Source organism: Agrobacterium sp. FDAARGOS_525, assembly GCF_003938925.1.
GTDB classification, from domain to species: domain Bacteria; phylum Pseudomonadota; class Alphaproteobacteria; order Rhizobiales; family Rhizobiaceae; genus Agrobacterium; species Agrobacterium pusense.
In genome coordinates this window covers 692501-716859 of the sequence record NZ_RKIU01000004.1, presented here as the reverse complement: position 1 = coordinate 716859, position 24359 = coordinate 692501, and the positions used below count along the sequence as shown (strand labels likewise).

20 protein-coding genes (1 of these 20 cut by a window edge) are annotated in these 24359 nt (G+C 58.5%); 12 read left to right on the top strand and 8 right to left on the bottom strand.

Translation table 11 applies throughout. From position 1 onward, the window contains the following. Nucleotides 1–28: 28 nt before the first annotated feature. Nucleotides 29–499 carry an Lrp/AsnC family transcriptional regulator gene (locus EGT36_RS19650; RefSeq protein ID WP_037090663.1) on the top strand — a complete coding sequence of 157 codons (471 nt, stop codon included), beginning with the start codon at nt 29–31 and terminating at the stop codon, nt 497–499. A 64-nt stretch (nt 500–563) separates the two neighbouring features. On the opposite strand, the gene EGT36_RS19645 is transcribed toward EGT36_RS19650, so the two are convergent. Continuing rightward, nucleotides 564–1130, bottom strand: coding sequence for a sigma-70 family RNA polymerase sigma factor (locus EGT36_RS19645; RefSeq protein WP_004437960.1), 567 nt, complete (start codon nt 1128–1130; stop codon nt 564–566). Beyond that, entirely contained in the window at nt 1130–1336 is a 207-nt protein-coding gene (locus EGT36_RS19640; protein WP_004437962.1) for a NepR family anti-sigma factor, read from the bottom strand. The genes EGT36_RS19645 and EGT36_RS19640 overlap by 1 nt, the downstream gene beginning before the upstream one ends. Nucleotides 1337–1474: 138 nt before the next feature. Between EGT36_RS19640 and EGT36_RS19635 the strand changes: the two genes are divergently transcribed. Both EGT36_RS19635 and EGT36_RS19630 read left to right on the top strand, forming a co-directional pair. After that, complete coding sequence (locus EGT36_RS19635; protein WP_004437964.1) at nt 1475–2269, top strand: response regulator; 795 nt, start codon at nt 1475–1477, stop codon at nt 2267–2269. Nucleotides 2270–2365: 96 nt separating this feature from the next. Beyond that, nucleotides 2366–3355 (top strand): sensor histidine kinase, encoded by a 990-nt coding sequence (locus EGT36_RS19630; protein ID WP_034500236.1) that lies wholly within the window; start codon nt 2366–2368, stop codon nt 3353–3355. Nucleotides 3356–3612: 257 nt separating this feature from the next. On the opposite strand, the gene EGT36_RS19625 is transcribed toward EGT36_RS19630, so the two are convergent. Then, entirely contained in the window at nt 3613–5337 is a 1725-nt protein-coding gene (locus EGT36_RS19625) for a sensor histidine kinase (RefSeq protein ID WP_100911373.1), read from the bottom strand. Nucleotides 5338–5569: 232 nt separating this feature from the next. Between EGT36_RS19625 and EGT36_RS19620 the strand changes: the two genes are divergently transcribed. After that, nucleotides 5570–6145, top strand: a complete 576-nt coding sequence (locus tag EGT36_RS19620; protein WP_004437975.1) for a PRC-barrel domain-containing protein — start codon at nt 5570–5572, stop codon at nt 6143–6145. Nucleotides 6146–6231: 86 nt separating this feature from the next. Here the strand turns inward: EGT36_RS19620 and galE are convergent, their stop codons facing one another. From galE to EGT36_RS19605, 3 genes are all read right to left on the bottom strand, one after another. Next, nucleotides 6232–7215: a UDP-glucose 4-epimerase GalE gene (gene galE, locus EGT36_RS19615; protein ID WP_100911374.1), complete on the bottom strand. Its 984-nt coding sequence runs from the start codon at nt 7213–7215 to the stop codon at nt 6232–6234. A 171-nt stretch (nt 7216–7386) separates the two neighbouring features. Next, nucleotides 7387–7824: a hypothetical protein gene (locus EGT36_RS19610; protein ID WP_004437980.1), complete on the bottom strand. Its 438-nt coding sequence runs from the start codon at nt 7822–7824 to the stop codon at nt 7387–7389. Between the two features lie 4 nt (nt 7825–7828). After that, nucleotides 7829–8173: an ElaB/YgaM/YqjD family protein gene (locus EGT36_RS19605; protein WP_004437983.1), complete on the bottom strand. Its 345-nt coding sequence runs from the start codon at nt 8171–8173 to the stop codon at nt 7829–7831. Nucleotides 8174–8450: 277 nt separating this feature from the next. On the opposite strand from EGT36_RS19605, the gene nspC reads away from it, so the two are divergent. Continuing rightward, nucleotides 8451–9548 carry a carboxynorspermidine decarboxylase gene (gene nspC / locus EGT36_RS19600; protein ID WP_100911375.1) on the top strand — a complete coding sequence of 366 codons (1098 nt, stop codon included), beginning with the start codon at nt 8451–8453 and terminating at the stop codon, nt 9546–9548. 59 nt (nt 9549–9607) lie between these two features. Then, nucleotides 9608–10846: a saccharopine dehydrogenase family protein gene (locus tag EGT36_RS19595; protein WP_004437987.1), complete on the top strand. Its 1239-nt coding sequence runs from the start codon at nt 9608–9610 to the stop codon at nt 10844–10846. Between the two features lie 295 nt (nt 10847–11141). Here the strand turns inward: EGT36_RS19595 and EGT36_RS19590 are convergent, their stop codons facing one another. Beyond that, nucleotides 11142–12989 (bottom strand): DEAD/DEAH box helicase, encoded by a 1848-nt coding sequence (locus EGT36_RS19590; RefSeq protein WP_037090670.1) that lies wholly within the window; start codon nt 12987–12989, stop codon nt 11142–11144. Between the two features lie 389 nt (nt 12990–13378). Between EGT36_RS19590 and EGT36_RS19580 the strand changes: the two genes are divergently transcribed. The 6 genes from EGT36_RS19580 to clpB all read left to right on the top strand — a co-directional run bounded on the left by EGT36_RS19580 (nt 13379) and on the right by clpB (nt 23240). Next, the gene (locus EGT36_RS19580; RefSeq protein ID WP_006698035.1) at nt 13379–14656 is read left to right on the top strand and encodes an aspartate kinase; all 1278 of its coding nucleotides are present in this window, start codon (nt 13379–13381) and stop codon (nt 14654–14656) included. 174 nt (nt 14657–14830) lie between these two features. After that, the gene (gene ptsP / locus EGT36_RS19575; protein ID WP_035210705.1) at nt 14831–17098 is read left to right on the top strand and encodes a phosphoenolpyruvate--protein phosphotransferase; all 2268 of its coding nucleotides are present in this window, start codon (nt 14831–14833) and stop codon (nt 17096–17098) included. A 29-nt stretch (nt 17099–17127) separates the two neighbouring features. Beyond that, nucleotides 17128–18207 carry a peptide chain release factor 1 gene (gene prfA, locus EGT36_RS19570; protein WP_035210707.1) on the top strand — a complete coding sequence of 360 codons (1080 nt, stop codon included), beginning with the start codon at nt 17128–17130 and terminating at the stop codon, nt 18205–18207. Beyond that, nucleotides 18204–19073, top strand: a complete 870-nt coding sequence (gene prmC / locus EGT36_RS19565) for a peptide chain release factor N(5)-glutamine methyltransferase (protein ID WP_125270882.1) — start codon at nt 18204–18206, stop codon at nt 19071–19073. Before prfA ends, prmC begins: the two co-directional genes overlap by 4 nt. Nucleotides 19074–19468: 395 nt before the next feature. Beyond that, on the top strand, nt 19469–20251 hold the full coding sequence (locus tag EGT36_RS19560) for a DUF4167 domain-containing protein (RefSeq protein ID WP_125270881.1): 783 nt from the start codon (nt 19469–19471) through the stop codon (nt 20249–20251). Nucleotides 20252–20615: 364 nt separating this feature from the next. After that, nucleotides 20616–23240 (top strand): ATP-dependent chaperone ClpB, encoded by a 2625-nt coding sequence (clpB, locus tag EGT36_RS19555; RefSeq protein ID WP_125270880.1) that lies wholly within the window; start codon nt 20616–20618, stop codon nt 23238–23240. A 68-nt stretch (nt 23241–23308) separates the two neighbouring features. Here the strand turns inward: clpB and EGT36_RS19550 are convergent, their stop codons facing one another. Beyond that, on the bottom strand, nt 23309–24359 hold the 3' portion of the coding sequence (locus EGT36_RS19550) for a M23 family metallopeptidase (RefSeq protein ID WP_125270879.1). 896 nt of this gene lie beyond the right edge of the window; the window shows 1051 of its 1947 coding nt (coding positions 897–1947); the start codon falls outside the window, past its right edge; its stop codon occupies nt 23309–23311.

The following is a 24359-nucleotide window of genomic DNA, read 5'->3' as shown; positions in this document are numbered from 1 at the left end:
TTATTGTGCGAATTTGGCGGGAAAATGAATGGCAAATAGTCAGAAAACAGAAGGTTTGGATGACTTCGACCTCAAGATTCTCGAGGCGCTCAGCGAGGATGGGCGCATGTCCGTGCTGCAGCTGTCGAAAAAGGTAGGTCTTTCCAAGACACCCTGCCAGACGCGGCTGAAGCGACTGGTGGATGAGGGCTATATTCTCGGCTTCCGCGCCATGCTCAATCCGCAGAAACTCGGCGTCGACCATATCGCCTTTGCCGAGGTCAAGCTGTCCGATACACGGGAAAAGGCACTGGAGGAGTTCAACACTGCGGTACGTAAGATCAAGGAAGTAGAAGAGTGCCACATGATCGCCGGCGCCTTCGATTATCTCCTGAAGGTCCGCACCAGCGACATACGCAAATACAGAAGAGTATTGGGCGAAAAAATCTCGAGCCTGCCGTCTGTCGCTAACACGTCGACCTTTGTGGTCATGCAGTCCGTCAAGGAAACCGGCATCTAAAAAGAAGACGAAAAAACGGGCAGACTCGCGTCTGCCCGTTCGTTACCTTCTGCGTCCAGTCCTCTCAGCGCGCCGTTGCAGCGGCGGTGACGGCTGTCATCTGCGCGTCGGGACCGAACTCGTTTTCATTCTCGATGCCCAGCAGTTCCTGCAGGCGCAACCTTGCACGGCTGACGCGGCTCTTAATCGTGCCCACAGGGCATCCGCAGATTTCCGCCGCCTCTTCATAGGCGAAGCCGGAAGCGCCGATCAGCAGTATGGCTTCACGCTGGTCGTCGGGCAATTTCGCGAGCGCTGCGCGGAAATCCTGAAGGTCCACCGAGCCATGCTGTTCCGGCGGGACCGACATGCGGGACGTATAGACACCATCCGTGTCCTGCACCTCGCGGCCGGATTTGCGGATCTGGCTGTAAAACTCGTTGCGCAGGATCGTTACCAGCCAGGCGCGCATATTGGTGCCGGGTTGATAACTGTCCTGTTTCGCCCAGGCCTTCATGATCGTGTCCTGCACGAGGTCGTCGGCCCGGTCCCTCGAACGGATCAGCGAAATTGCGAAGGCGCGAAGGTTGGGCAGTGCTGCCAGCATCTCGCGCTTGAAGTTGTATTCTGTCTGCTCCGGCTCTTTCGCCATCATTCCTCCAAAGCCTTGATTTTGGCTCTACTTTCCGCTTCATCGAGTTTTTCGAGAAGGTCGAGGAATTTGTCAGGGATGCCTTCGTCCTGAACGGCATCATAAAGCTCCCTGAGCTTACGGGAAATCACCGCCCGCCCTGAGTGCGGGACCTGGGGGGCGGCCGGATTATCCGGCTGATCTTGGTCCGATTGAAATATGCTCATAACGTCCGGTATTCCTTTTTTGTCATGGCAAAGAATGCACGGCGAAAAAAATAGTTCCGGTGGTTCGGAACTTTTTTTGCGATGTGCACGTTGCTATCTTGGGTTTGCGTTGCAGACCGCATGAAAGGGGAGAATTCCATGTCAGTTTCTACACGCATCGCACCGCACCTGCCATATCTGCGCAGGTTCGCGCGTGCCGTTTGCGGCTCACAATCAACGGGCGATGCCTATGTTGCGGCTACACTCGAAGCGCTGATCGCCGATATCAGCATCTTTCCGCAGACAAGCAGCGATCGTGTTTCGCTCTATCAATTGTTCGTATCGATCTTTAGTTCCGTCACGATCAATATTAAGGCCGACGAAAACCTGTCTGGATGGGAAAAACGCGCTTCCGCCAATTTGTCCGCCGTGCCGCCACTTGCCCGCCAGGCTTTCCTCCTGACAACCGTCGAGGAGTTCTCGCCGTCGGAGACGGCGGAGGTTCTGCGGGTATCCGAAGACCAGGTTGGTAAGCTCATCGACGAGGCAGCGTCTGAAATCGCCCGACAGGTGGCGACCGATATCATGATCATCGAGGATGAACCGCTGATCGCCATGGATATCGAACAGATGGTCACCGATCTCGGCCATCGTGTGACGGGCATCGCCCGCACGCACACGGAAGCGCTCGATCTCTTCCATCGTACCCAGCCGAAGATGATCCTGGCCGACATCCAGCTCGCCGACGGCAGCTCCGGCCTCGATGCGATGAAGGACATCCTTCAGATGACCACCCTCCCGGTAATCTTCATCACGGCTTTCCCGGAGCGTCTTTTGACGGGTGAACGGCCCGAGCCGACATTCCTCGTAACGAAGCCCTTCAACCCGGACATGGTGAAAGCGCTCATCAGCCAGGCCCTGTTTTTCAACGAAAGCTCGCGCGTCGCGGCGTGAGATTTTGCCGAAACCGCACGCTGACCGGGAACCTCTCTGGTGCCCGGGCGTTGGCGGTTACGGTCGTGGGGCTGCCCCGCGACTTTCTGCAAGGAGATGAATTTGCATCGGCTGGCGTGGCATAACGCGGAGAGGGACGAAAGCGAACTTCACGATTCGCTCGTCCTTGCCTTGCTCGATTCGGGTGAGACAGTCATGCTCCAGGACCGCAACCGTGACTACATATTCGTGGCCAATCTTCCGGATGTCTGGAAGCTGCCGGCTGAATCCCCTCCAACTGATGAAAATCTGTTCGGAAAGGATTTGTCCGGGCGGTTGGCCGAGCTCAAGAAAGACATGGGCGCGGCTGGCAGTCGCGGCATGCTGGAAGTGGGCGCGGGCAATGATCGAGTCTTCCAGTTCCACGTGCACTCAACTTTGAATCAGATGAACCAGATGGTGATGAAAACCACCATCCGGGAAGTGACGGCGGAACGGCGACGCGAGCAACTTCTGCGTTCGTTGCTGCGCGAAGTCAGTCACCGTTCCAAGAATTTGCTGGCGATCATCCAGAGCCTTGCGGGCCAGACGGCCCGTTTCAGTCTCACCAAGGATGATTTCCTGCGCAAATTCCGGGGGCGCCTGCATGCGCTTGCCCAAAGCCAGGATCTCATCACCGATTCCGACTGGCGGGGGGCACGTATATTCGAGCTGCTGCGCCAGCAATTCGATCTCTATGTGCCTGAATATCCGAACCTCATCCATATGGAAGGCGAGAACCTGCTGCTCAATCCGAACGGCGCGCTCTATATCGGGCTCGCCTTTCACGAACTTGTTGTCAACACTGTCAGCCACAGCGGCAATCTCGCCTATCACCCGCCAATATCCCTGCAATGCCGGCAGGAGGGGGAGTTCTATATAGTCGAATGGAACGAGCCGATGACGCCGTCGAAGGAACCCGTGGAGGCAAGGCGCGGCAGTTTCGGCAGCGTCGTGCTGGAAAAGGTGGTTCCCTCCGCCCTGGGAGGAAGTGCCGAATATGAGCTTACTCCAGAGCGCATTGTTTATCGGCTGAAATTCCCCTCGGGCGACGTCGCAGATATGTAAGCGACGCACGCGGCCGGACGGACGTCTCGGCCGCCTTTCACTACAGAAGACATTAAAAAAGCACGGCTCAGAGAGAGCCGTGCTATTTCAATGACGGGTTTTCAGGGGCGAAACCCGTTTATACTGGGCCAAGCTTCAGGCGGGGACGGGGGAATTGCTTGGCCTGCATTAAAAACACACTTGGCGAGATTCGGTTCCAGCAAAATGTATATTTTTTGCGGTTCACGAATTATCGTCACTTTTGCGGGTCCGATTAGTTAATGGGAGCCCGCCTGATCGGATCGTTTGGGCGTGAAGTAACGCATCGGCGCCTCCAGCGCCCATTCGAAACCGCTTTCACGATATTCCGTTGTCACATTCCCCCCGAAAGCGCCTTCCGCGTGCCTCTTGATGACCGTAGTCCCGAAACCCTTGCGGCTGGGCTCCTGCGCCGGGGGGCCACCCGTTTCGGTCCATACAAGATGAAGCATCTGCCGCCCGTCTTTTTCAACCGGTTTCCAACGGACAGTAATTTTGCCTGAGGGAGCGGACAAAGCGCCGTATTTTATGGAATTTGTGGTAAGCTCATGCACGACGAGGCCAAAATTCTGCGCGGCCTCGGGCGAGAGCATGAAATCGTCTCCCGCCAGAACAAAACGCTCTGCCACCGTGCCAAAAACATCGAGGTGGGTCTCGATCAGTTTCCGGATTGGCAAGCCCTGCCACTGAACTTCCGCCAAGGCCCGGATCGACATGCCGAGGCCGCGCAGGCGATGGTCCACCTCTTTCTGGAATTCCGGAATGCTTTTATTCTCGCGGCCCAGTTGCCGTATCATCGCCTGAACAAGCGTGAGAATGTTCTTGGAGCGGTGCACCAGCTCATGCAGCAGCAATTGCAGCCTTTCTTCTGACTGGCTTCTGTCGAAGGAGGCGTTTGAAAGCGCGATGGCCACCTGATTGGCCTCTTTTATCTTGGTGTCCACCGGCGCGACGATCTCACCTTCACCAATGCGCTCGGCCATGAGGGTCAGGTCGCGGATCGAGCTGCGCAATTGCCGCCCCACCAGATAGGCGCCTCCTATAGCAATCAAAACGAGTACCAGGCTGCCGATCATCATCTGCCGCCAGGTATCGACCAGCGCAGCCTGACTTGCGGCAAGCGGCCCCCACATGACGGTTTTCCACTGCCAGCCAGGCAATTGCGCATAGGCGTAAAGATTGCCCTTGCCGTCGAAAAAATTGCCGCTGAAGGCCTGCATTTCGGAGAGTATGGCCGGGGTGACGAACGGTTTGCCAATCGCCGCCTCGTCAGGAGCGGTGGATACAACGACACGATTGGTGCCGTCGATGATAGCGACCGCCCAGTTTCGCGGCAGGTTCTCGGTGGAGATGAGCCGGCTCAGGTCACTGGCATTCTGCGTCAGGATGAGGGCGTCTCCGGCAGACCCGAGTTCCGGATCGAGCGGCATGGTAACGTTGAACACCCATTCCTTGCTGGTTGAGCCGAAAAAAATGTTCGATACCGTTATACGGCGGGATTCTATCGCTTTGGCGAGATCGGCCTCGGCCGGCACCTTGCCGAGAGGCTTGCCGAAGGGCACACGGGTGTTGAGATGCTGCTGGCCATCCTTGGTGGCAAGAATGGCATAAAGACCCTCCCGTTTCAGGCTGTCTGCTACGCGTCCCTGAAAGGCGGCGAGATTGCCGCTCTCGAGTTCGGGAAATTGCGACAGCAGATTAAGCGAGGTGGCGATTTCCTGCAGACGGCGATCGATGTTGCGGCTGACGACCCGTACATCCTCGATCGTCTCGCGCTGCAGGTCGTCGCGTTTTTCCGCTTCCAGGCGGAGCATCAAGTAGCCGACGAAAAGGATCAGCGGCAAAGTGATAACGGTCGCCATCACCACCAGATAGGTGCCGATGGAGGCGGTCGGGAAAAAATTCGCGCTACGCCGACGCAAAGCCGAGATCATGTTCTTCAGTCTGTTGCCGGGTCGAGGCATATAAAAACTCCGGCATTTATCCCTTTGTTACGACATGGATAATACCGCGCCATACCCCATTGGCAATGGCTGATTTCTTACCTTTGGTTGTTGTGGTTCACGACATCTCCCAAAGCCGTGATTGAAAAAATCGGAACTATTTGGACAACCATGCCGTTTGCCAGTCGAACCGGTCGAAGAGCGGAAAAATGTTTCCGCCGGCCAGTTGAGAACGATGAAAGGAAGGTACGAAATGGCAAAGAAACTTACGATCCTCGTCACCGCCGCCCTCATGGGCACGACGGCTTTCGCGCCGCTTGCCATCGCTCAGGGCACGACGCAGCCCGCGCCGGCAAATCCCAGCGCACAGACTGAACCGGCGACGCCGCCAGCGACGCCCATGGCTCCTGCAGCACCCTCGGCCAATGACAGCGCAGCCACGACCACCGGCGGAGCCTATCTGACGGAGCAGGGCGAAACGCAAATCAGCGCCAACGACTATATCGGCAAGTCTGTCTATACAGCGGCCGATGAGAGCATCGGCAATGTGACGAACCTCATCATGGAACAGGACGGGGGTCTGGTTGCAGCGGTGATCGGTGTTGGCGGCTTCCTGGGTATCGGCGCCAAGGACGTGGCCGTTCCCATGGACAAGGTGACGATGACGCGCAACGCGCAAGACGGCACCATTCGCCTGACGACGACCGAAACCGCGGAAACGCTGAAGGCAGCGCCGGAATTCAAGACGCTGGAGCAGAAGACCAGCGAGCAGAACGCGGCAACCCCGGCGGCACCCGACAGCACCACCACTTCGGCGACAAAGCCGTAAATCCCATACCTGGGAGGCAGGAGCGGGAACAGGCGCCATCCGCCGTCCCGCGGGAGACACCGGCCATCGGCCGGTGTCTTTTTGGTTTATTCACCCGCGTTCCGCGACGAATGCCATGCCCAGGCGGATTTGATGATATCGGAAAGAGAATAGCGCGGTTCCCAGCCCAAAACCTCTTTCGCCTTTTCGTTATTTGCCACCAGTGTTGTCGAATCGCCATCCCGACGCCCGGCATATTCGACGGGGAAGGGTCGACCGGAGACTTCCGAAATCGCTGCCAGCAATTCTTTGACCGTGGTGCCCGTGCCGGTGCCGAGGTTGAGTTCCACGGTTTCCCCGCCCGCCAGCAGATAATCCACTGCACGCACATGGGCGTCGGCGAGATCGAGAATGTGGATGTAGTCGCGCACGCAGGTTCCATCGCGCGTGTCGTAATCCGTGCCGAATACCTTGAAACCCTGACGCCGGCCGAGTGCGGCCTCGATGGCCAGCGGGATCGCGTGGGTTTCCGGTTTGTGCCATTCGCCGATGCGGCCTTCGAAATCAGCTCCTGCGGCATTGAAGTAGCGCAGCATTACCGAGCGTAGCCCCTTATAGGCGCTGTAATCCTTCAGCGCCTGCTCGACCACCCATTTGGTGCGGCCATAGGGGTTGATCGGCGCCTGCCGGTGCGTTTCGTCGATCGGGACCTGTTCCGGCAGACCATAGGTGGCGCAGGTGGAGGAGAATACGAAGGCATTGACACCGGCATCGATGGCGGACGAAAGCAGGTTGAGCGAGCCGATGACGTTGTTGTCATAGAAAGCCACGGGCTGCTTGACCGATTCACCGACCTCGATCAGTGCCGCGAAATGCAGAACCGCCTCCGGCCGGTGTTTGGCGAAGACTTCGTCCAGCCGCGCCCGGTCGCGAATATCGCCCTGTTCGAAAGGCCCCCAGCGGACGAATTCCTCATGCCCGTTGGAGAGATTGTCAAAAACGACGGGTTCATACCCTCTTTCAGAGAGGAGAAGGCACGTGTGCGAACCGATATAGCCGGCACCACCGACGACAAGGACTTTCTTCTTCATCAATTGCCTTTCAAAAAATTACGGATACGCCGAGACTGTATGTTACTTTGTTTAAATAAGGGCGGCGTGACGCAGTGCGCCATCAACCAATCTATCCTTCGCGGGTAACATAAAAAAAACCGCGCATCCATGGGCCGGATGCGCGGTTGGTGTCGCTGGCGAGCCAAGAAGTTACTTGGTCTTTTTTGTACCTGCTCTCGTGGCGAGAAACCCGGCTGCGACGGCGACGGCAAGTGTCGCATAGGGGCGCGCCTGTATCGCGAGTGAAAGCAACGACTGAAGAGCAAGCGGCGCCGCCGTGAGCGGCGCTGCGGCAGCGAGCGGCGTGACCGGCCTTGTTGCATAGACCCTTGGACGCTTCAGGATGGCGAGTGCCACAAGCATGATAACTCCAAGCAGAAACGCGGATCCGGCGACGACCAGCGCTGCAGGGCCTGCGCCGACGTGCCGGGCGAGGTAAATCGATCCGGCTACAACCGCCGCCACGAAGGCTATCAGGAAAAATATTCCCGCCAGCACCGATAATATGATGACAGAGCGCAGTCGTCTCGTGACGACACGCCCTTCACGCTGGGTCTCCCCCAGATAGACCAGCAATGCCTCAAGCATGAGCTTATCGACGTGTCAGGAGGGCAAGAACGAAACCGACGCCGACCGCAATGCCGAGCGACTGGAGCGGGTTTCGCTGGACCTGGTCCGTCAGATTGTCATTCAGCGTTGAAATCTCGTTGCGCACGGTATCCGCCATGTCGCTCGATGCGGAGATGGCATCGTCCGCAACACGCGCGGCCTGAGCTTTCAGCTCATGCGAAGCACCGACGCCAAGCGCCTTCACGCTCTTGGCAAGATTTGCCAGATCTTCGCGAAGCTGGGCGAGCTGCGCGGCCACATCGGCTGCATCACCGCTTTCGAGGGATTGCTGGATCTTGTCATTAACGCTGCTACGCACGCTTGCCATGAGTGAAGTCCTTCTTGAACATCGTTGATGGAGATGGCGACATGTCCATGACTGACGCCGCTTGACTTTCATTACGGCGGCAGAAACTACCCGCCTGTCCGTGATTGAAACGCAGCGACACCGACTTGGTTCCGCAACGTCATGTCTTTTCTTCGTCCCGCTCGATGCGCCTCATTTTTAAGGAATTAGTCCCCGGACATTTGTTTTCCTGTAACAAGCATCATATAAGGCCCATCATCCAAGACCGACCTTGACTTCAATCAATATGTGAAACGAGATGCTGCAGACGCCATATTACCTCATCGACAAGACAAAACTTCTTCGCAACATGGAGAAGATTGCCTATGTGCGGGAAAAATCCGGTGCCAAGGCGCTGTTGGCGTTGAAATGCTTCGCCACCTGGTCGGTGTTCGACTTCATGTCGCAATATATGGATGGCACCACTTCCTCCTCGCTTTATGAAGTCCGTCTTGGCCGCGAGAAATTCGGCGGTGAAACCCATGCCTACTCCGTTGCCTATGCCGATTACGAGATCGACGAGGTGATTGCGAATGCCGACAAGATTATCTTCAATTCCATCGGCCAGCTGGAGCGCTTTGCCGACAAGGCATCCGGCATCACGCGCGGTCTGCGCCTCAATCCGCAGGTCAGTTCATCGAGCTTCGATCTTGCAGATCCCGCACGTCCGTTCAGCCGCCTTGGCGAATGGGATGTCGCCAAGGTCGACAAGGTCATGGATTGCATTTCCGGTTTCATGATCCACAATAACTGCGAAAACAGCGATTTTGCCCTGTTCGACCGCATGCTGACGCAGATCGAGGAAAAATTCGGATCGCTGCTGTCGCGTGCCGAATGGGTCAGCCTCGGCGGCGGCATTCATTTCACTGGCGACGATTACCCGCTCGACCAGTTCTGCGACCGTCTGCGTGCCTTCTCAGAAAAATACGGTGTGCAGGTGTATCTCGAGCCGGGCGAAGCCTCGATCACGAAGAGCACGACGCTCGAAGTGACGGTTCTCGACACGCTGTTCAACGGCAAGAACCTCGCTATCGTCGACAGCTCCATCGAAGCGCACATGCTCGATCTTCTGATCTATCGTGAGAGCGCCAAGGTATCGCCGAACGAGGGCGAACATCCCTATATGGTTTGCGGCAAGTCCTGCCTCGCCGGCGATATTTTCGGCGATTTCCGTTTCGACAACGAGCTGAAAGTGGGTGACCGCATCTCCTTCCAGGACGCAGCCGGTTACACCATGGTCAAGAAAAACTGGTTCAACGGCGTGAAGATGCCGACGATCGCCATCAAGGAACTCGACGGCTCGGTTCGCGCCGTCCGTGAATTCGACTTTGCCGATTTCGAGCAAAGCCTGTCTTAAACCCTGTTTCAACATCCAACGAAGCTCATCCCTGCGGGGAAAAGGAGGCATCACCTGAAATGAAGAAGAACGTTCTGATCATCGGCGCCGGTGGCGTAGCACAGGTCGTGGCGCATAAATGCGCCCAGAACAGCGATGTATTGGGAGACATTCATATTGCGTCACGGACTTTGGAAAAGTGCCGCAAGATTGTCGAGTCCGTACGCGAAAAGAAGAGCCTCAAGACAGATGTGAAACTTGAGGCCCATGCGCTTGACGCGATGGATATCGAGGCGACGAAAGCCTTGATCAACAAGACCGGCGTACAGATCGTCATCAATGTCGGTTCGGCTTTCGTCAACATGTCCGTTCTTCGTGCCTGCATGGACACGGGTGTTGCCTATATGGATACGGCGATCCACGAGGATCCCACCAAGATCTGCGAGACGCCGCCGTGGTATGGAAACTACGAGTGGAAGCGTGCTGAAGAATGCAAGGAGAAGGGCATTACTGCCATTCTCGGTGTCGGTTTTGACCCGGGTGTCGTCAACGCCTATGCGCGTCTTGCCAAGGATGAGTATTTCGACAAGGTCACCTCGGTCGATATCGTCGACATCAATGCCGGCAGCCATGGCCGCTGGTTCTCCACCAACTTCGATCCGGAAATCAACTTCCGTGAGTTCACCGGGGTCGTCTATTCCTGGCAGAATGGCCAGTGGCAGACCAACCAGATGTTCGAAGTCGGCCAGGAATTCGATCTGCCTGTCGTCGGCAAGCAGAAGGCCTATATGACCGGCCATGACGAAGTGCATTCGCTGTCCAAGAACATGGACGGCGCCGATGTCCGCTTCTGGATGGGGTTCGGCGATCACTATATCAATGTCTTCACCGTGCTGAAGAACCTCGGGCTGCTCTCCGAAAAGCCGGTCAAGACGGCTGAAGGTCTGGAAGTCGTGCCGCTGAAGGTGGTCAAGGCCGTGCTGCCCGATCCGTCTTCGCTGGCGCCCGATTATGTCGGCAAGACCTGCATTGGTGATATCGTCAAGGGTATCAAGGACGGCAAGGAACGCGAAGTCTTCATCTACAACGTGGCTGACCATAAGGAAGCCTATGAAGAAGTCGGCTCGCAGGGCATTTCCTACACAGCTGGCGTTCCGCCGGTTGCTGCCGCCATGTTGATAGCGACAGGCGAATGGGATGTGAAGCAGATGGCAAACGTTGAAGAACTGCCACCGAAGCCGTTCCTGAACCTTCTGAACAAGATCGGTCTTCCGAACCGCATCAAGGACGAAAACGGCGACCGCGCGCTGGAATTCTGAGCACAGGCGTTTTGAGAATTGAGACAAAATAAAAGCCCCGCGAGAGCGGGGCTTTTTGTTGAATCTGTCGACCTGAATCGATTGCAAAGTTTTCGCATCCCCACTCCGTCACCCCGGACTTGATCCGGGGTCTAGCGCGATCAAGTCTTTGATCGCAAAAGGGTCTTCTCACGACGCAGACGCGTCGTGGCTGGATGCCGGATCAGGTCCGGCATGACGGAGGAGGTCGTCGACCGGCTTGAGTCCCACAAAAAGGGACTCATTTTCTTGCAAGAGCTAAAAACGAAGGGCGTCCTCAGCCCTTTGTCGGCTTTGGCCCACGCTTTTCGAATGGCTTGTCCTTCTTGCCCTCATATTTCGGCTTGTCGCCAAAGGGCTTTTTCTTTTTCCAGGGCTTGTCTTCGCTCTTGCGATCATCGCGGGGGGCGCTCGCGTTGTCGGACTTGCTGAACTTCCGCTGGGCCTTGGCCGGCCGCGTGTCTTCGCGGAAGCCGCCGGTCATCTCGGGTTTGCCCTCAAGCGCCTTCAGGCGAATGCCCTTTTCGAGCGTCATGTCCTTGCCGATGGCGGAGGTGAAGCGGTCGACGGCGTCGGCTGCCAGTTCCACGAAGGTTTCGGTCTGTTGCATGCGGATCGCGCCGATATCCTGGCGGGTGATCTTGCCGAAACGGCAGAGCATCGGAATAAGCCAGCGCGGCTCGGCGCTCTGCTTGCGGCCAACGGACAGCGAGAACCAGGCGCTGTCGGAGAAGTCGGACCTGTCGCGGCGCGGAGCGTTGTTTTCGACCGTTTCGAAACTGTCGCGGCGCGGCTTGCGGGTGTTATCAAGCGCGACTTCAAAAATGTCTTCCGGTGCCGAACGTCCCGCATGATAAAGGCGCACGAAGGCCGCGGCGACTTTTTCCGCGCCATGCTGTTCCAGCAGCTTGGTCACGAAATCGCGTTCGTCATCCGCCACTGCTTCGCTGAGCGTAGGATCGGCCAGAAGCCGGGCGCCGTCGCGCTCGACGATCTCTTCAACGGAGGGTGGGTGTACCCATGCGGCACTGACCTTGGCGCCTTCGAGCAGGCGCTCGGCCTTGCGGCGCTGGCTGACCGGTACCACGATGGCGCTGACGCCCTTCTGACCGGCGCGGCCGGTGCGGCCCGAGCGGTGCAGAAGTGTTTCGGAATTGGTCGGCAGGTCGGCATGGATGACGAGTTCGAGGCCGGGCAGGTCGATGCCGCGGGCGGCAACGTCTGTCGCCACGCAAACGCGGGCGCGGCCGTCACGCATGGCCTGCAGGGCATGTGTACGCTCGTTCTGCGTCAGTTCGCCGGAGAGAGCCACGACGGAGAAGCCACGATTGTTCAGGCGGGCCGTCAGGTGGTTCACCGCGGCGCGGGTGGAGCAGAACACGATGGCGTTGCGGGCTTCGTAAAAGCGCAGCGCATTGATGATGGCGTTCTCGCGATCGGAAGGCGAAACCAGAAGCGCGCGATATTCGATATCCACATGCTGCTTCTGTTCGGAAGCGGTGGCGATGCGCACGGCGTTCTTCTGGTAGCTTTCGGCCAGCTTGGCGATGCTGCGCGGCACGGTGGCCGAGAACATCAGCGTGCGGCGATCTTCGGGCGATTCCTCCAGAATGAATTCCAGATCTTCACGGAAGCCGAGGTCGAGCATTTCGTCGGCTTCGTCGAGCACGACAGCGCGGATCGATGAGAGATCGAGTGCATTGCGCTTGATGTGGTCGCAGAGACGGCCGGGCGTGCCGACGACGATATGAGCACCGCGCTCCAGCGCCCGGCGCTCATTGCGGATATCCATGCCGCCGACGCAGGAGGCGATGGAGACACCGGCAAATTCGTAAAGCCATTCTAGCTCGCGCTTGACCTGCATGGCCAGTTCGCGTGTGGGGGCGATGGCAAGCGCCAGAGGGGCAGCGGCCTGGCCGAAACGGGTGTTGTCACGCAGCAGCGTGGTCGCAAGCGCGATGCCGAAGGCAACGGTCTTGCCGGAACCGGTCTGCGCGGAAACCAGCGCGTCCTTGTCGGCAAGTTCCGGCGCAAGCATGGCCTGCTGCACGGGGGTCAAATCTTTATAGCCGCGTTTTTCCAACGCCTGCGCGATCGCCGGGGCGATACCCTGGGTGTCTGTCATCTACCGTCTTTCGGATATGAAGCTGCCCGCATCCGCCCGAAACCAATAGATCCTAAAGTCTCCGGGGCAGCCGATACAGGCCATTTCGGCCATCTGGCCGGTTGCATTGCCGCGCTCATACTGCGAATGGGCCGATTTGTACAGTGCACCGCGGTACGCTCTTTTGCGGGTGCTTTATCCCGCCGGCGCGTCAGGGCGCCATTGTTGCATGTTCAGGCTCCCGAAAAGGCGTACCGCATGGTTCATAAACGGCATTGCGTGGCCCCCGCCTTTTCGCTAAGAGACCCGCAACTTGAGGCTCTTTGTCAGGAAGAGCCGACTGGGTTTGTTCTTGTCCGTCCGTCTTTTGAAAGAGCCGGCGGGAAAATGGGATGGTACTGGTCAAGGCTATGGCTCGCATTGTCATGAAATTCGGCGGCACGTCCGTCGCGAACCTCGAACGCATTCACAATGTCGCACGGCATGTGAAACGCGAAGTGGACGCCGGCCATGAAGTGGCCGTGGTCGTTTCCGCCATGTCCGGTAAAACCAACGAATTGGTTGACTGGGTGCAGAACGCAGCAAAGATTACGGGGAGCAATGCCGCCTCCTTTTATGATGCGCGCGAATATGACGCGGTTGTCGCATCCGGCGAGCAGGTGACGTCAGGTCTTCTGGCGATCACGCTGCAATCCATGGGCATCAATGCGCGCTCCTGGCAGGGCTGGCAGATCCCGATCCGCACCGATAATGCGCATGGCGCCGCCCGCATTCTCGAGATTGACGGCTCGGATATCGTGAAACGCATGGGCGAGGGCCAGGTTGCCGTTGTTGCCGGCTTCCAGGGCATCGGTCCCGATAACCGCATTGCAACGCTTGGCCGCGGCGGCTCCGACACCTCGGCCGTTGCCATTGCCGCTGCCGTGAAGGCGGATCGTTGCGACATCTATACGGATGTCGATGGCGTCTACACGACCGATCCGCGCATCGAGCCCAAGGCTCGCCGCATGAAAAAGATCGCCTTCGAGGAAATGCTCGAAATGGCGTCGCTCGGTGCCAAGGTCCTGCAGGTCCGCTCGGTCGAGCTTGCCATGGTACACAAGGTGCGCACCTTCGTTCGCTCCAGTTTCGAGGATCCCGATGCGCCGGGCATGGGCGACCTCATCAACCCGCCCGGTACTTTGATTTGTGACGAGGATGAAATCGTGGAACAGGAAGTCGTAACCGGCATCGCCTATGCCAAGGATGAAGCACAGATCTCGCTGCGCCGCGTGGCCGACCGTCCGGGCGTCTCCGCCGCGATCTTCGGGCCTCTGGCGGAAGCGCACATCAATGTCGACATGATCGTGCAGAACATTTCCGAAGACGGTTCGCGCACCGACATGACCTTTACCGTTCCTTCGGGCGACGTTGCCAAGGCGCTTAAGGTTCTCGATGACAACAAGGCCCAGATCGGCTTCGACGTTGCCCAGAACGAAACCGGCCTCGCCAAGGTTTCGGTTATCGGCATTGGCATGCGCAGCCACGCGGGCGTTGCCGCCAGCGCATTCAAGGCACTGGCCGAGAAGAACATCAACATCAAGGCGATCACCACGTCCGAGATCAAGATTTCGATCCTGATCGATGGCGCCTATGCCGAACTTGCGGTTCGCACTTTGCATTCTGCTTACGGCCTCGATAAGAGCTAAGCCGAGACATCGGTTCCCGATGCTCCGATTCTTCGGAGTTGCGTTCTTCCGATGTGGCGTTTCATGAAAGCGTGTCCCTTGCGGGACGCGCTTCTCGCGCTATAAATTTTTAAATGACGTTTTGATTCCCGAATATTATGACATTCGGATCGGAAGCGTCGGGGAGCAAACGCGATGAGAGACCTTTCCGCAGGTCCGCGCGTCCTGCTCAAGCGGCTGCGCGAAATGATGGCGGAGCACCTTGAACCGCAGGACCGCCTTGACCAGATCGTCCGTCAGATCGCCGGCAACATGGTGGCGGAGGTTTGCTCGGTCTATGTGCTGCGTTCCGACAGCGTGCTTGAGCTTTATGCGACGGAAGGTCTCAACAAGGATGCCGTGCATCTTGCCCAGCTGAAAATGGGGCAGGGTCTTGTCGGCACCATTGCCGCTTCCGCCCAGCCGCTCAATCTTTCCGATGCGCAGGCGCATCCCGCATTCCGCTATCTTCCTGAAACCGGTGAGGAAATTTATCATTCCTTCCTCGGCGTGCCAATTTTGCGCTCCGGTCGCACTCTTGGCGTTCTTGTGGTCCAGAACAAGGCCAGCCGAACGTACCGGGAGGATGAAATTGAAGCGCTCGAGACAACCGCGATGCTTATCGCTGAAATAGTGGCGAGCGGCGAGTTGAAGAAGATCACACGCCCCGGTGTCGAGCTGGACCTGACGCGTGCCGTCTCCATCGACGGCGACGCCTATGGCGAAGGCATCGGTCTTGGCCATGTGGTGCTGCACGATCCGCGCATTGTCGTTACCAACCTGCTGAACGAAGATGCGGATACGGAAATCCGTCGCCTTGCCGATGCTATAGGCTCGCTGCGGCTCTCCATCGATGACATGCTGCAGCGCCGTGACGTACCGACCGAAGGCGAGCACCGCGAGGTTCTCGAGACCTACCGCATGTTCGCCCACGATCAGGGCTGGGTGCGACGCATGGAAGAAGCGATCCGCAACGGCCTGACCGCGGAAGCGGCGGTCGAGAAGGTGCAGAGCGACACCAAGGCGCGCATGATGCGCCTGACCGATCCTTACCTTCGCGAACGCATGCATGATTTCGACGATCTCGCCAACCGGCTGCTTCGGCAGCTCATCGGTTTCGGCGGTCGTGGTCCGGAACAGGATTTCCCGCTCGATGCCATCGTGCTGGCCCGCGCCATGGGGGCGGCCGAACTCCTGGATTATCCGCGCGAAAAACTGCGTGGTCTGGTGTTGGAAGATGGCGCGGTGACCAGCCATGTCGTCATTGTGGCCCGCGCCATGGGCATTCCGGTTATCGGCCAGGCGACGGGCATTGTCGCGCTTGCCGAAAACAACGATCCCATCATCATCGATGGCGATGACGGCCAGGTGCATTTGCGTCCGATGTCGGATCTGCAACGCGCCTATGAGGAAAAAGTGCGTCTGCGTGCCCGCCGGCAGGAGCAGTTCCGCGCACTTCGCAATGTCGAACCGATCACCAAGGATGGCCAGAAGGTCAACCTCAAGATGAATGCTGGTCTTTTGGTGGATCTGCCGCAGCTGGATGAATCGGGTGCCGATGGCATTGGCCTGTTCCGTACCGAGCTGCAATTCATGATCGCTTCCAACATGCCGAAGGGTGAGGAACAGGAGGCCTTCTACCGCTCCGTCCTGCGGCAGGCGAAGGGCAAGAGCGTTACCTTCCGCACGCTGGATATTGGCGGCGACAAGGTCGTTTCATATATGCGCGGCCAGGAGGAGGAAAATCCGGCGCTTGGCTGGCGGGCGATCCGCCTGTCGCTCGACCGGCCGGGGCTGATGCGCACGCAGATGCGCGCGCTTCTGCGTGCCGCTTCCGGTGCAGAACTGCGCATGATGTTGCCGATGGTGACGGAAGTGTCCGAAATCCGCGCTGCACGCGACCTGCTGCAAAAGGAAGTACAGCATCTTTCGAAATTCAGCCATGCGCTGCCAAAAAAGCTGCAGTTCGGCGCCATGCTGGAGGTGCCGGCGCTGATGTGGCAGCTCGATGAGCTGATGCAGGAGGTGGATTTCGTCTCCGTGGGTTCGAATGATCTCTTCCAGTTCTCGATGGCTGTGGATCGCGGCAACGCCCGTGTTTCGGATCGCTTCGACAATCTCGGCAAGCCGTTCCTGCGCATGCTTCGCGATATCGTGCGGGCGGGCGAAAGGCATCAGACTTCGGTTACGCTGTGCGGTGAAATGGCGAGCAAGCCACTTTCGGCAATGGCTCTTATCGGGCTTGGATTCCGTTCGATTTCCATGTCGCCGACGGCGATCGGCCCCGTGAAGGCCATGCTGCTCGGGCTCGATGCCGCAAGTCTTGCCGAAGAGTTGAACGCGGCGCTGGATGATCATAATTCGCTGGAAAGCGCGCGCGAGGTGTTGTTACGCTTTGCGGCGACGCATTCCATTCCCGTTTAAAAAGAACTGTTTCATAATTGGAGTGACTGGTGGCGAAGCTTCCCGTCGAAAAAATGCGCGAGTTGGAAAGACGTTTCGGCGAGATCGAAGCGCGTATGTCGGCCGGGCCTGCTGCGGATGTCTATGTGAAGCTCGCTTCGGAATATTCCGAGCTCGAGCCGGTGGTGAAGAAAATTCGCGAATACGAGAAGGCGATCTCTGAGGCCGCCGATCTCGAAGCGCTGCTTGCCGACAAGTCGACCGACAAGGATATGCGCGAACTGGCGGAAATGGAGCTGCCGGAGATCGAGAGCCGTATCGAAGAGCTCGAAAAGGACATGCAGGTCCTGCTTCTGCCGAAGGATGCTGCGGACGAAAAAAGTGCGATCCTCGAAATACGCGCCGGGACCGGCGGTTCCGAGGCGGCACTGTTTGCCGGCGATCTGTTCCGCATGTATGAGCGTTTTGCTGCTTCCAAGGGCTGGAAGGTGGAAGTGCTCTCTGCAAGCGAGGGTGAAGCCGGCGGTTATAAGGAAATCATCGCCACGATCAGTGGGCGAGGGGTGTTCTCCAAACTGAAATTCGAGTCCGGTGTTCACCGGGTGCAGCGCGTGCCGGAAACGGAAGCAAGCGGCCGCATCCACACGTCTGCGGCCACCGTTGCGGTGCTGCCGGAAGCGGAAGAAATCGATATCGAAATCCGCCCGGAAGATATCCGCATCGATACGATGCGTGCGTCGGGCGCCGGCGGCCAGCACGTCAACACCACCGATTCCGCCGTTCGCATCACCCATTTGCCGACAGGGCTGATCGTGACGAGCTCGGAGAAATCGCAGCATCAGAACCGCGCCAAGGCCATGCAGGTTCTTCGTTCACGGCTTTACGATATCGAGCGCCAGAAGGTGGACAGTGAACGTTCGGCCGACCGCAAGAGCCAGGTGGGCTCCGGCGACCGCTCCGAGCGCATCCGCACCTATAATTTCCCTCAGGGCCGTGTCACCGATCACCGTATCAATCTCACGCTCTACAAGCTGGACCGGATGATCGAAGGCGAGATTGATGAGCTGGTGGATGCGCTGATCGCCGATTATCAGGCGGGGCAGCTGGCGCAACTCGGCGAGCAGCATTGAGCGCGCCGGCCGGGGCCACTGTCGCAAGTGAACTTGCCGCGGCCCGCAAGCGGCTGCAGGCGGCGGGGATCGCCGATCCACTTCTCGATGCGCGTCTCCTGATTGCCGAAGTCGTCGGTTTTTCGTTGACCGACTTCGTGATGAAGCCGGACCGGTCGCTCACGACTGAGGAGCAAGCCCGAATTGATGCGATGATCGAAAGACGTGCCGGCGGCGAGCCTGTTCACCGCATCCTGGGCCATCGGGAGTTTCATGGCCTGGATCTTCTTTTGTCGAGGGAAACGCTCGAGCCGCGCCCTGATACGGAGGTTCTGGTAGACACGCTGCTGCCTGCCTTGAAGGCTGCCGTTTCAGCCAGGGGCAGCGCGCGTATTCTCGATCTGGGCACAGGCACGGGGGCAATCTGTCTCGCGCTGTTGAAGGAATGCCCGGAGGCGACCGGTGTCGGCAGCGATATCTCCGCCGACGCGCTGGAGACATCCTCTAGAAACGCATTCCGAAATGATCTCGGCGGTCGTTTCGAACCCGTTCAAAGCGACTGGTTCGAAAAAATCTCTGGCCGCTTTGACATAATTGTGTCGAATCCGCCTTATATAAGAAGCGATATCGTCGCAACGCTTGACCGAGAGGTTCGTCATCATGATCCTCTGGCGGCGCTGGATGGAGGTCAGGACGGCCTTGCACCGTACCGCCTCATCGCTGCCGAAGCAGGCCGATTTCTTGTGGAAAACGGGATTGTCGGTGTGGAGATCGGTTTCGATCAAAGGCTTGATGTTTCCGCTATATTTTCTTCCCACGGCTTCTCTCTTCTGGACGCCGTGAAGGATTATGGCGGTAATGATAGAGTTTTGACCTTCCGGAGATAGTTGACGACGATATGTCTGCGGAATTTTTTGCAAGGATATTTTGCACAGCAAAAGAAAAGGCTTGGATTTCCGCGGGAAGCGGGATAGTTTGCGGCCACATGCCGGGTGGCTGAGGACGAACTGAGATTCGTCAGGGTATGGGTCAGTCCCGAAGCGGGTTCTTTAAAGAGCCCTGAAAGGCTGGGCGTTTCCGGCATGTGAATCAGTAAACTTTGTTCGCAGACGGCTCGGTGCAGCATTTGCGCGACCAGTCGTCTTACGCGAGGTCTTGTCCGGAGGTATCTCGGCAGGGCGCGTGATGGAGCAATTTCAGGAAAAATTTCCAGCGGTTTTCCGCCCGGAATTGCATGAAAACAACCAGATTATCAGCAAAACAGAATTCAGGTGAGCAATTGATGAGGCCAGGACAGCAAAACAAGCGCGGCCGGGGGCGTGGAAACAACAACAATAATAATGGTGGCGGTAACAACAACTTCAACCGCAAGGGCGGTAACCCGCTGACTAGGACTTATGACAGTTCCGGCCCCGATGTTAAAATCCGTGGCACAGCCCAGCACATAGCGGAAAAATACGCGGCTCTGGCGCGCGACGCACAGAGTTCCGGCGACCGCGTGATGGCTGAAAACTATCTGCAGCACGCTGAACATTATAACCGCATCATCGCGTCGGCTCAGGCGCAGATGCAGGAACGCTTCCAGCGCGACGACCGCGGCGAGTATAACGCCGCCGATGCCGACGAGATGGATGTGAACGATGGTGACGAAGGCGCCATTGCACCGCAGCATCAGGCCGAACAGGCCGAGCGCTCGCAGCAGCCCGAACGCCAGGAGCGCGCCGAACGGAACGAGCAGCGCCAGGAGCGCCGTGAACGTCCCGACCGCCGTGAGCGGCAGGAGCGTCAGCCACGCCAGCAGGTGAGCGCAGACCAGCAGCCTCCGGTTTATGACGCCAGTCAGGCGCCACAGCCCGTCATCGAGGGTACGCCGATGGAGGTGGCCGTCGAAGAGGAACAGCAGCAGGCGGAAGCTCCGGCCGAACGCGCACCGAAGACGCGCCGGGCGACTGGTCCGCGCCAGCGCCGTCCACGTCGCACTGCGGCTGCCGAAGGTGCCGAAGGTGAAGATGCAGGAGCCGGTGAAGAGGCCGCTCCCGCCACGCTTGAAAACGCCGCGGAATAAACAGCGCAGGCAGACATGCCCTAGGACTGAAAACTCCGGCTCGCCGGAGTTTTTTTATTTTGGCGCGCCAAAGTCTACGACTGCGCGCGTCAGCATGGCTAGCAGGGTGAAGCTGACACCCGTCAACTTCCTGGGAAAATTTCTCGACGGCCGGATTTCTTCCCCTTTAAACCGATGAAAATGCCTCCCATATTCGAGCAGGATGGAAGGTTGCCGATACTGCTGGCGACCGACCATCGAGAGGCGGCGATCGTGAAATCCTTAAACACGGCTGTCGTAGCGGGGCTTGCCTTTTGAGGGAGCCTCAACCCTAACACCCGGAGCCGTGCCGAAAGCGGGCGGGCCGGTCTATGGAGGTTCGACTATGAATATTGAAAAATACTCCGAGCGCGTTCGCGGTTTTCTGCAATCGGCGCAGACCTTTGCGCTGGCCGAAAACCATCAGCAGTTTTCGCCCGAACATGTTCTCAAGGTGCTGCTCGATGACGAGCAGGGCATGGCGGCATCGCTGATCGAGCGGGCTGGCGGCGACGCGAAAGAAGCGCGTCTTGCCAATGATGCCGCACTGGCAAAATTACCGAAGGTATCCGGTGGCAATGGCGGCCTTTCGCTGACGGCTCCCCTTGCAAAGGTGTTTTCCACCGCCGAAGACCTGGCCAAAAAGGCTGGCGATAGTTTCGTGACCGTCGAGCGTCTTCTGCAGGCGCTTGCGATTGAAAGCTCTGCTTCCACTTCGGCTTCCCTGAAGAAGGCCGGCGTGACGGCGCAGGCGCTCAATCAGGTCATCAATGATATCCGCAAGGGCCGCACGGCTGACAGCGCCAATGCCGAACAGGGCTTTGACGCGCTGAAGAAGTTCGCGCGCGACCTGACGGGAGAGGCCCGCGAAGGCAAGCTGGACCCTGTTATTGGCCGCGACGATGAAATTCGCCGTACCATTCAGGTGCTGTCTCGCCGTACCAAGAACAATCCCGTGCTGATCGGTGAACCCGGTGTCGGTAAGACGGCGATTGCCGAAGGCCTCGCCCTGCGCATCGTCAATGGCGATGTGCCCGAAAGCCTCAAAGACAAGAAGCTGATGGCGCTCGATATGGGCGCGCTGATCGCAGGTGCGAAATATCGCGGTGAGTTCGAAGAGCGCCTGAAGGCTGTCCTCAATGAGGTGCAGTCTGAAAATGGCGGCATCATCCTCTTCATCGACGAAATGCATACGCTGGTCGGCGCCGGTAAGGCGGATGGGGCGATGGATGCCTCCAATCTGCTTAAGCCCGCGCTTGCCCGCGGTGAGCTGCACTGCGTTGGCGCCACCACGCTCGACGAATATCGCAAGCATGTGGAGAAGGATCCGGCCCTTGCCCGCCGTTTCCAGCCCGTGCTGGTGGATGAACCGACCGTTGAGGACACGATCTCGATCCTGCGCGGGTTGAAGGAAAAATACGAACAGCACCACAAGGTCCGTATCTCGGATTCGGCCCTGGTTGCGGCTGCGACGCTTTCCAATCGCTATATCACCGACCGTTTCCTGCCGGATAAGGCAATCGACCTGATGGACGAAGCCGCGTCGCGTCTTCGCATGCAGGTGGATTCCAAGCCGGAAGAACTGGACGAACTGGATCGCCGCATCATCCAGCTCAAGATCGAGCGCGAAGCCCTGAAGCAGGAGACGGACCAGTCTTCTGTCGACCGGCTCAAGAAGCTCGAGGATGAACTGGCGGATACGGAAGAGAAGGCCGATGCGCTGACGGCCCGCTGGCAGGCGGAAAAGCAGAAGCTCGGCCACGCCGCCGATCTCAAGAAACGGCTGGACGAAGCCCGCAACGAACTGGCGATCGCACAGCGCAACGGTCAGTTCCAGCGCGCGGGTGAATTGACCTACGGCATCATTCCGGGGATCGAAAAGGAACTGGCTGCAGCGGAAGCGCGGGACAGCAGCGGTGCCGGTTCGATGGTTCAGGAAGTGGTGACGGCGGACAATATCGCGCATGTCGTTTCCCGCTGGACAGGTATTCCGGTTGACAAGATGCTCGAAGGCCAGCGCGAAAAGCTGTTGCGCATGGAAGACGAACTTGCCAAGTCCGTTGTCGGGCAGGGTGAGGCCGTTCAGGCTGTGTCCAAGGCGGTTCGCCGTTCGCGTGCCGGCCTGCAGGATCCCAACCGGCCGATCGGTTCGTTCATCTTCCTCGGCCCGACGGGCGTGGGCAAGACCGAGCTGACCAAGTCGCTGGCCCGCTTCCTGTTCGACGACGAAACCGCAATGGTTCGCCTCGACATGTCGGAATATATGGAGAAACACTCCGTTGCCCGGCTCATCGGTGCGCCTCCCGGCTATGTCGGTTACGAGGAGGGCGGCGCTCTGACGGAAGCGGTTCGCCGCCGGCCTTATCAGGTCGTGCTGTTCGACGAGATCGAAAAAGCGCATCCGGATGTCTTCAACGTCCTGCTGCAGGTGCTGGATGATGGCCGCCTGACGGATGGCCAGGGCCGCACCGTCGATTTCAAGAACACCATCATCATCATGACCTCGAACCTCGGTTCGGAATTCATGACGCAGATGGGTGACAATGACGACGTGGATTCGGTTCGGGAACTGGTGATGGAGCGTGTCCGGTCGCATTTCAGGCCGGAGTTCCTCAATCGTATCGATGATATCATCCTCTTCCATCGCCTGCGGCGGGACGAGATGGGTGCCATCGTGGAAATCCAGTTGAAGCGGCTCGTTTCGCTGCTGGGAGATCGCAAGATTTCGCTCGAACTGGATGAGGATGCCCGTAACTGGCTTGCCAACAAAGGCTACGATCCCGCCTATGGCGCGCGTCCGCTGAAGCGGGTGATCCAGAAGGCGGTTCAGGACAGGCTTGCGGAAATGATCCTTGGCGGGGAAATCCCCGATGGTTCGCGGGTCAAGGTGACCTCTGGAACCGACCGGCTGCTGTTCAAGGTCAAGCCGCCAAAAGCCGAGGCCGACACTGAGGCCGCCGACGCTGCATAAAAAAAGGGCTCCGGAAACGGGGCCCTTTTCCTATAAGCGGACTCTGTTGATCTGAAATCCCCTGCCGATCAGCGGCTTGCCACCTGATTGGACTTTTCTTCGATATTCAGCAGATTATCGATGCGTTTTCTCTCGTCGGAGAAACGCGCCAGCGCTTCGCCGGAAAGCGACTTGCCGCCCGGCAGACGCACCTTCATTGCGTCCACCTTGGTGCCGTTGACGATCAGCTCGTAGTGCAGATGCGCGCCGGTCGAAAGACCGGTCGACCCCACATAGCCGATGACCTGACCCTGCCGGACCTTTGCCCCCTCGGTGACCCCCTTGGCGATCGCGCTCTGGTGGTTATAGGACGAGACATAGCCATTGGCATGGCGGATCAGGGTCTGGTTGCCGTAACCGGAGGCCCATCCGGCCTTCTCGACAGTGCCGTTGCCCGTAGCGATAATCGGCGTGCCCCGGGCGGCGGCCCAGTCTGTTCCCGTATGCATGCGGCTGAATTTCAGCACGGGATGGCGGCGCATCCCGAAACCGGAGGTCATGCGGCCGTTTGGAACCGGGTTGCGCAACAGGAACTGCCGGATGCTTTTGCCGTTTTCATCGAAATAATCGATGCTGTTGTCTTCCGGATTCTGGAACCGGTAAAAGCGTGTCTCGTTGTCGCCGAACTTGGCATTGACATAGAGCAGCTCCGACTTGTCCGTCGCCTTGCCATCCGCATCTTCCACGGAGAAGAAGGCTTCGAGCGTATCCGCGGGCTTGAGCTGCGCCTGGAAATCGACGCTGCTGGCCAGAAGCTTGATCAACTGCGAGACCATGCCCTGGTTCATGCCGTAAGCAAGCGCGGCGCGGTACACCCCGTCATAGACGCTTGGCAGATCGCGCCCCGCCGCAGGTGCGGGTGTGCTGTCAAAGGCGGTCGCCACCGCGTCCAGTTTCGGTGGTTCGCTGGCCTTGATGAAGCGCTTGCGGTCATCGACGGCCATGGTGACCATGTGGCGGCCCTTGCGGTAAAGGCTCACGCGCACGATATCGCTTTTCTCGTCTTCCTGAAGGATGCCGACGCGCAGCACGTCGCCGCTTTCCACATTGTTCGACTGGATTTGCGGTGCCAGCAGGCCG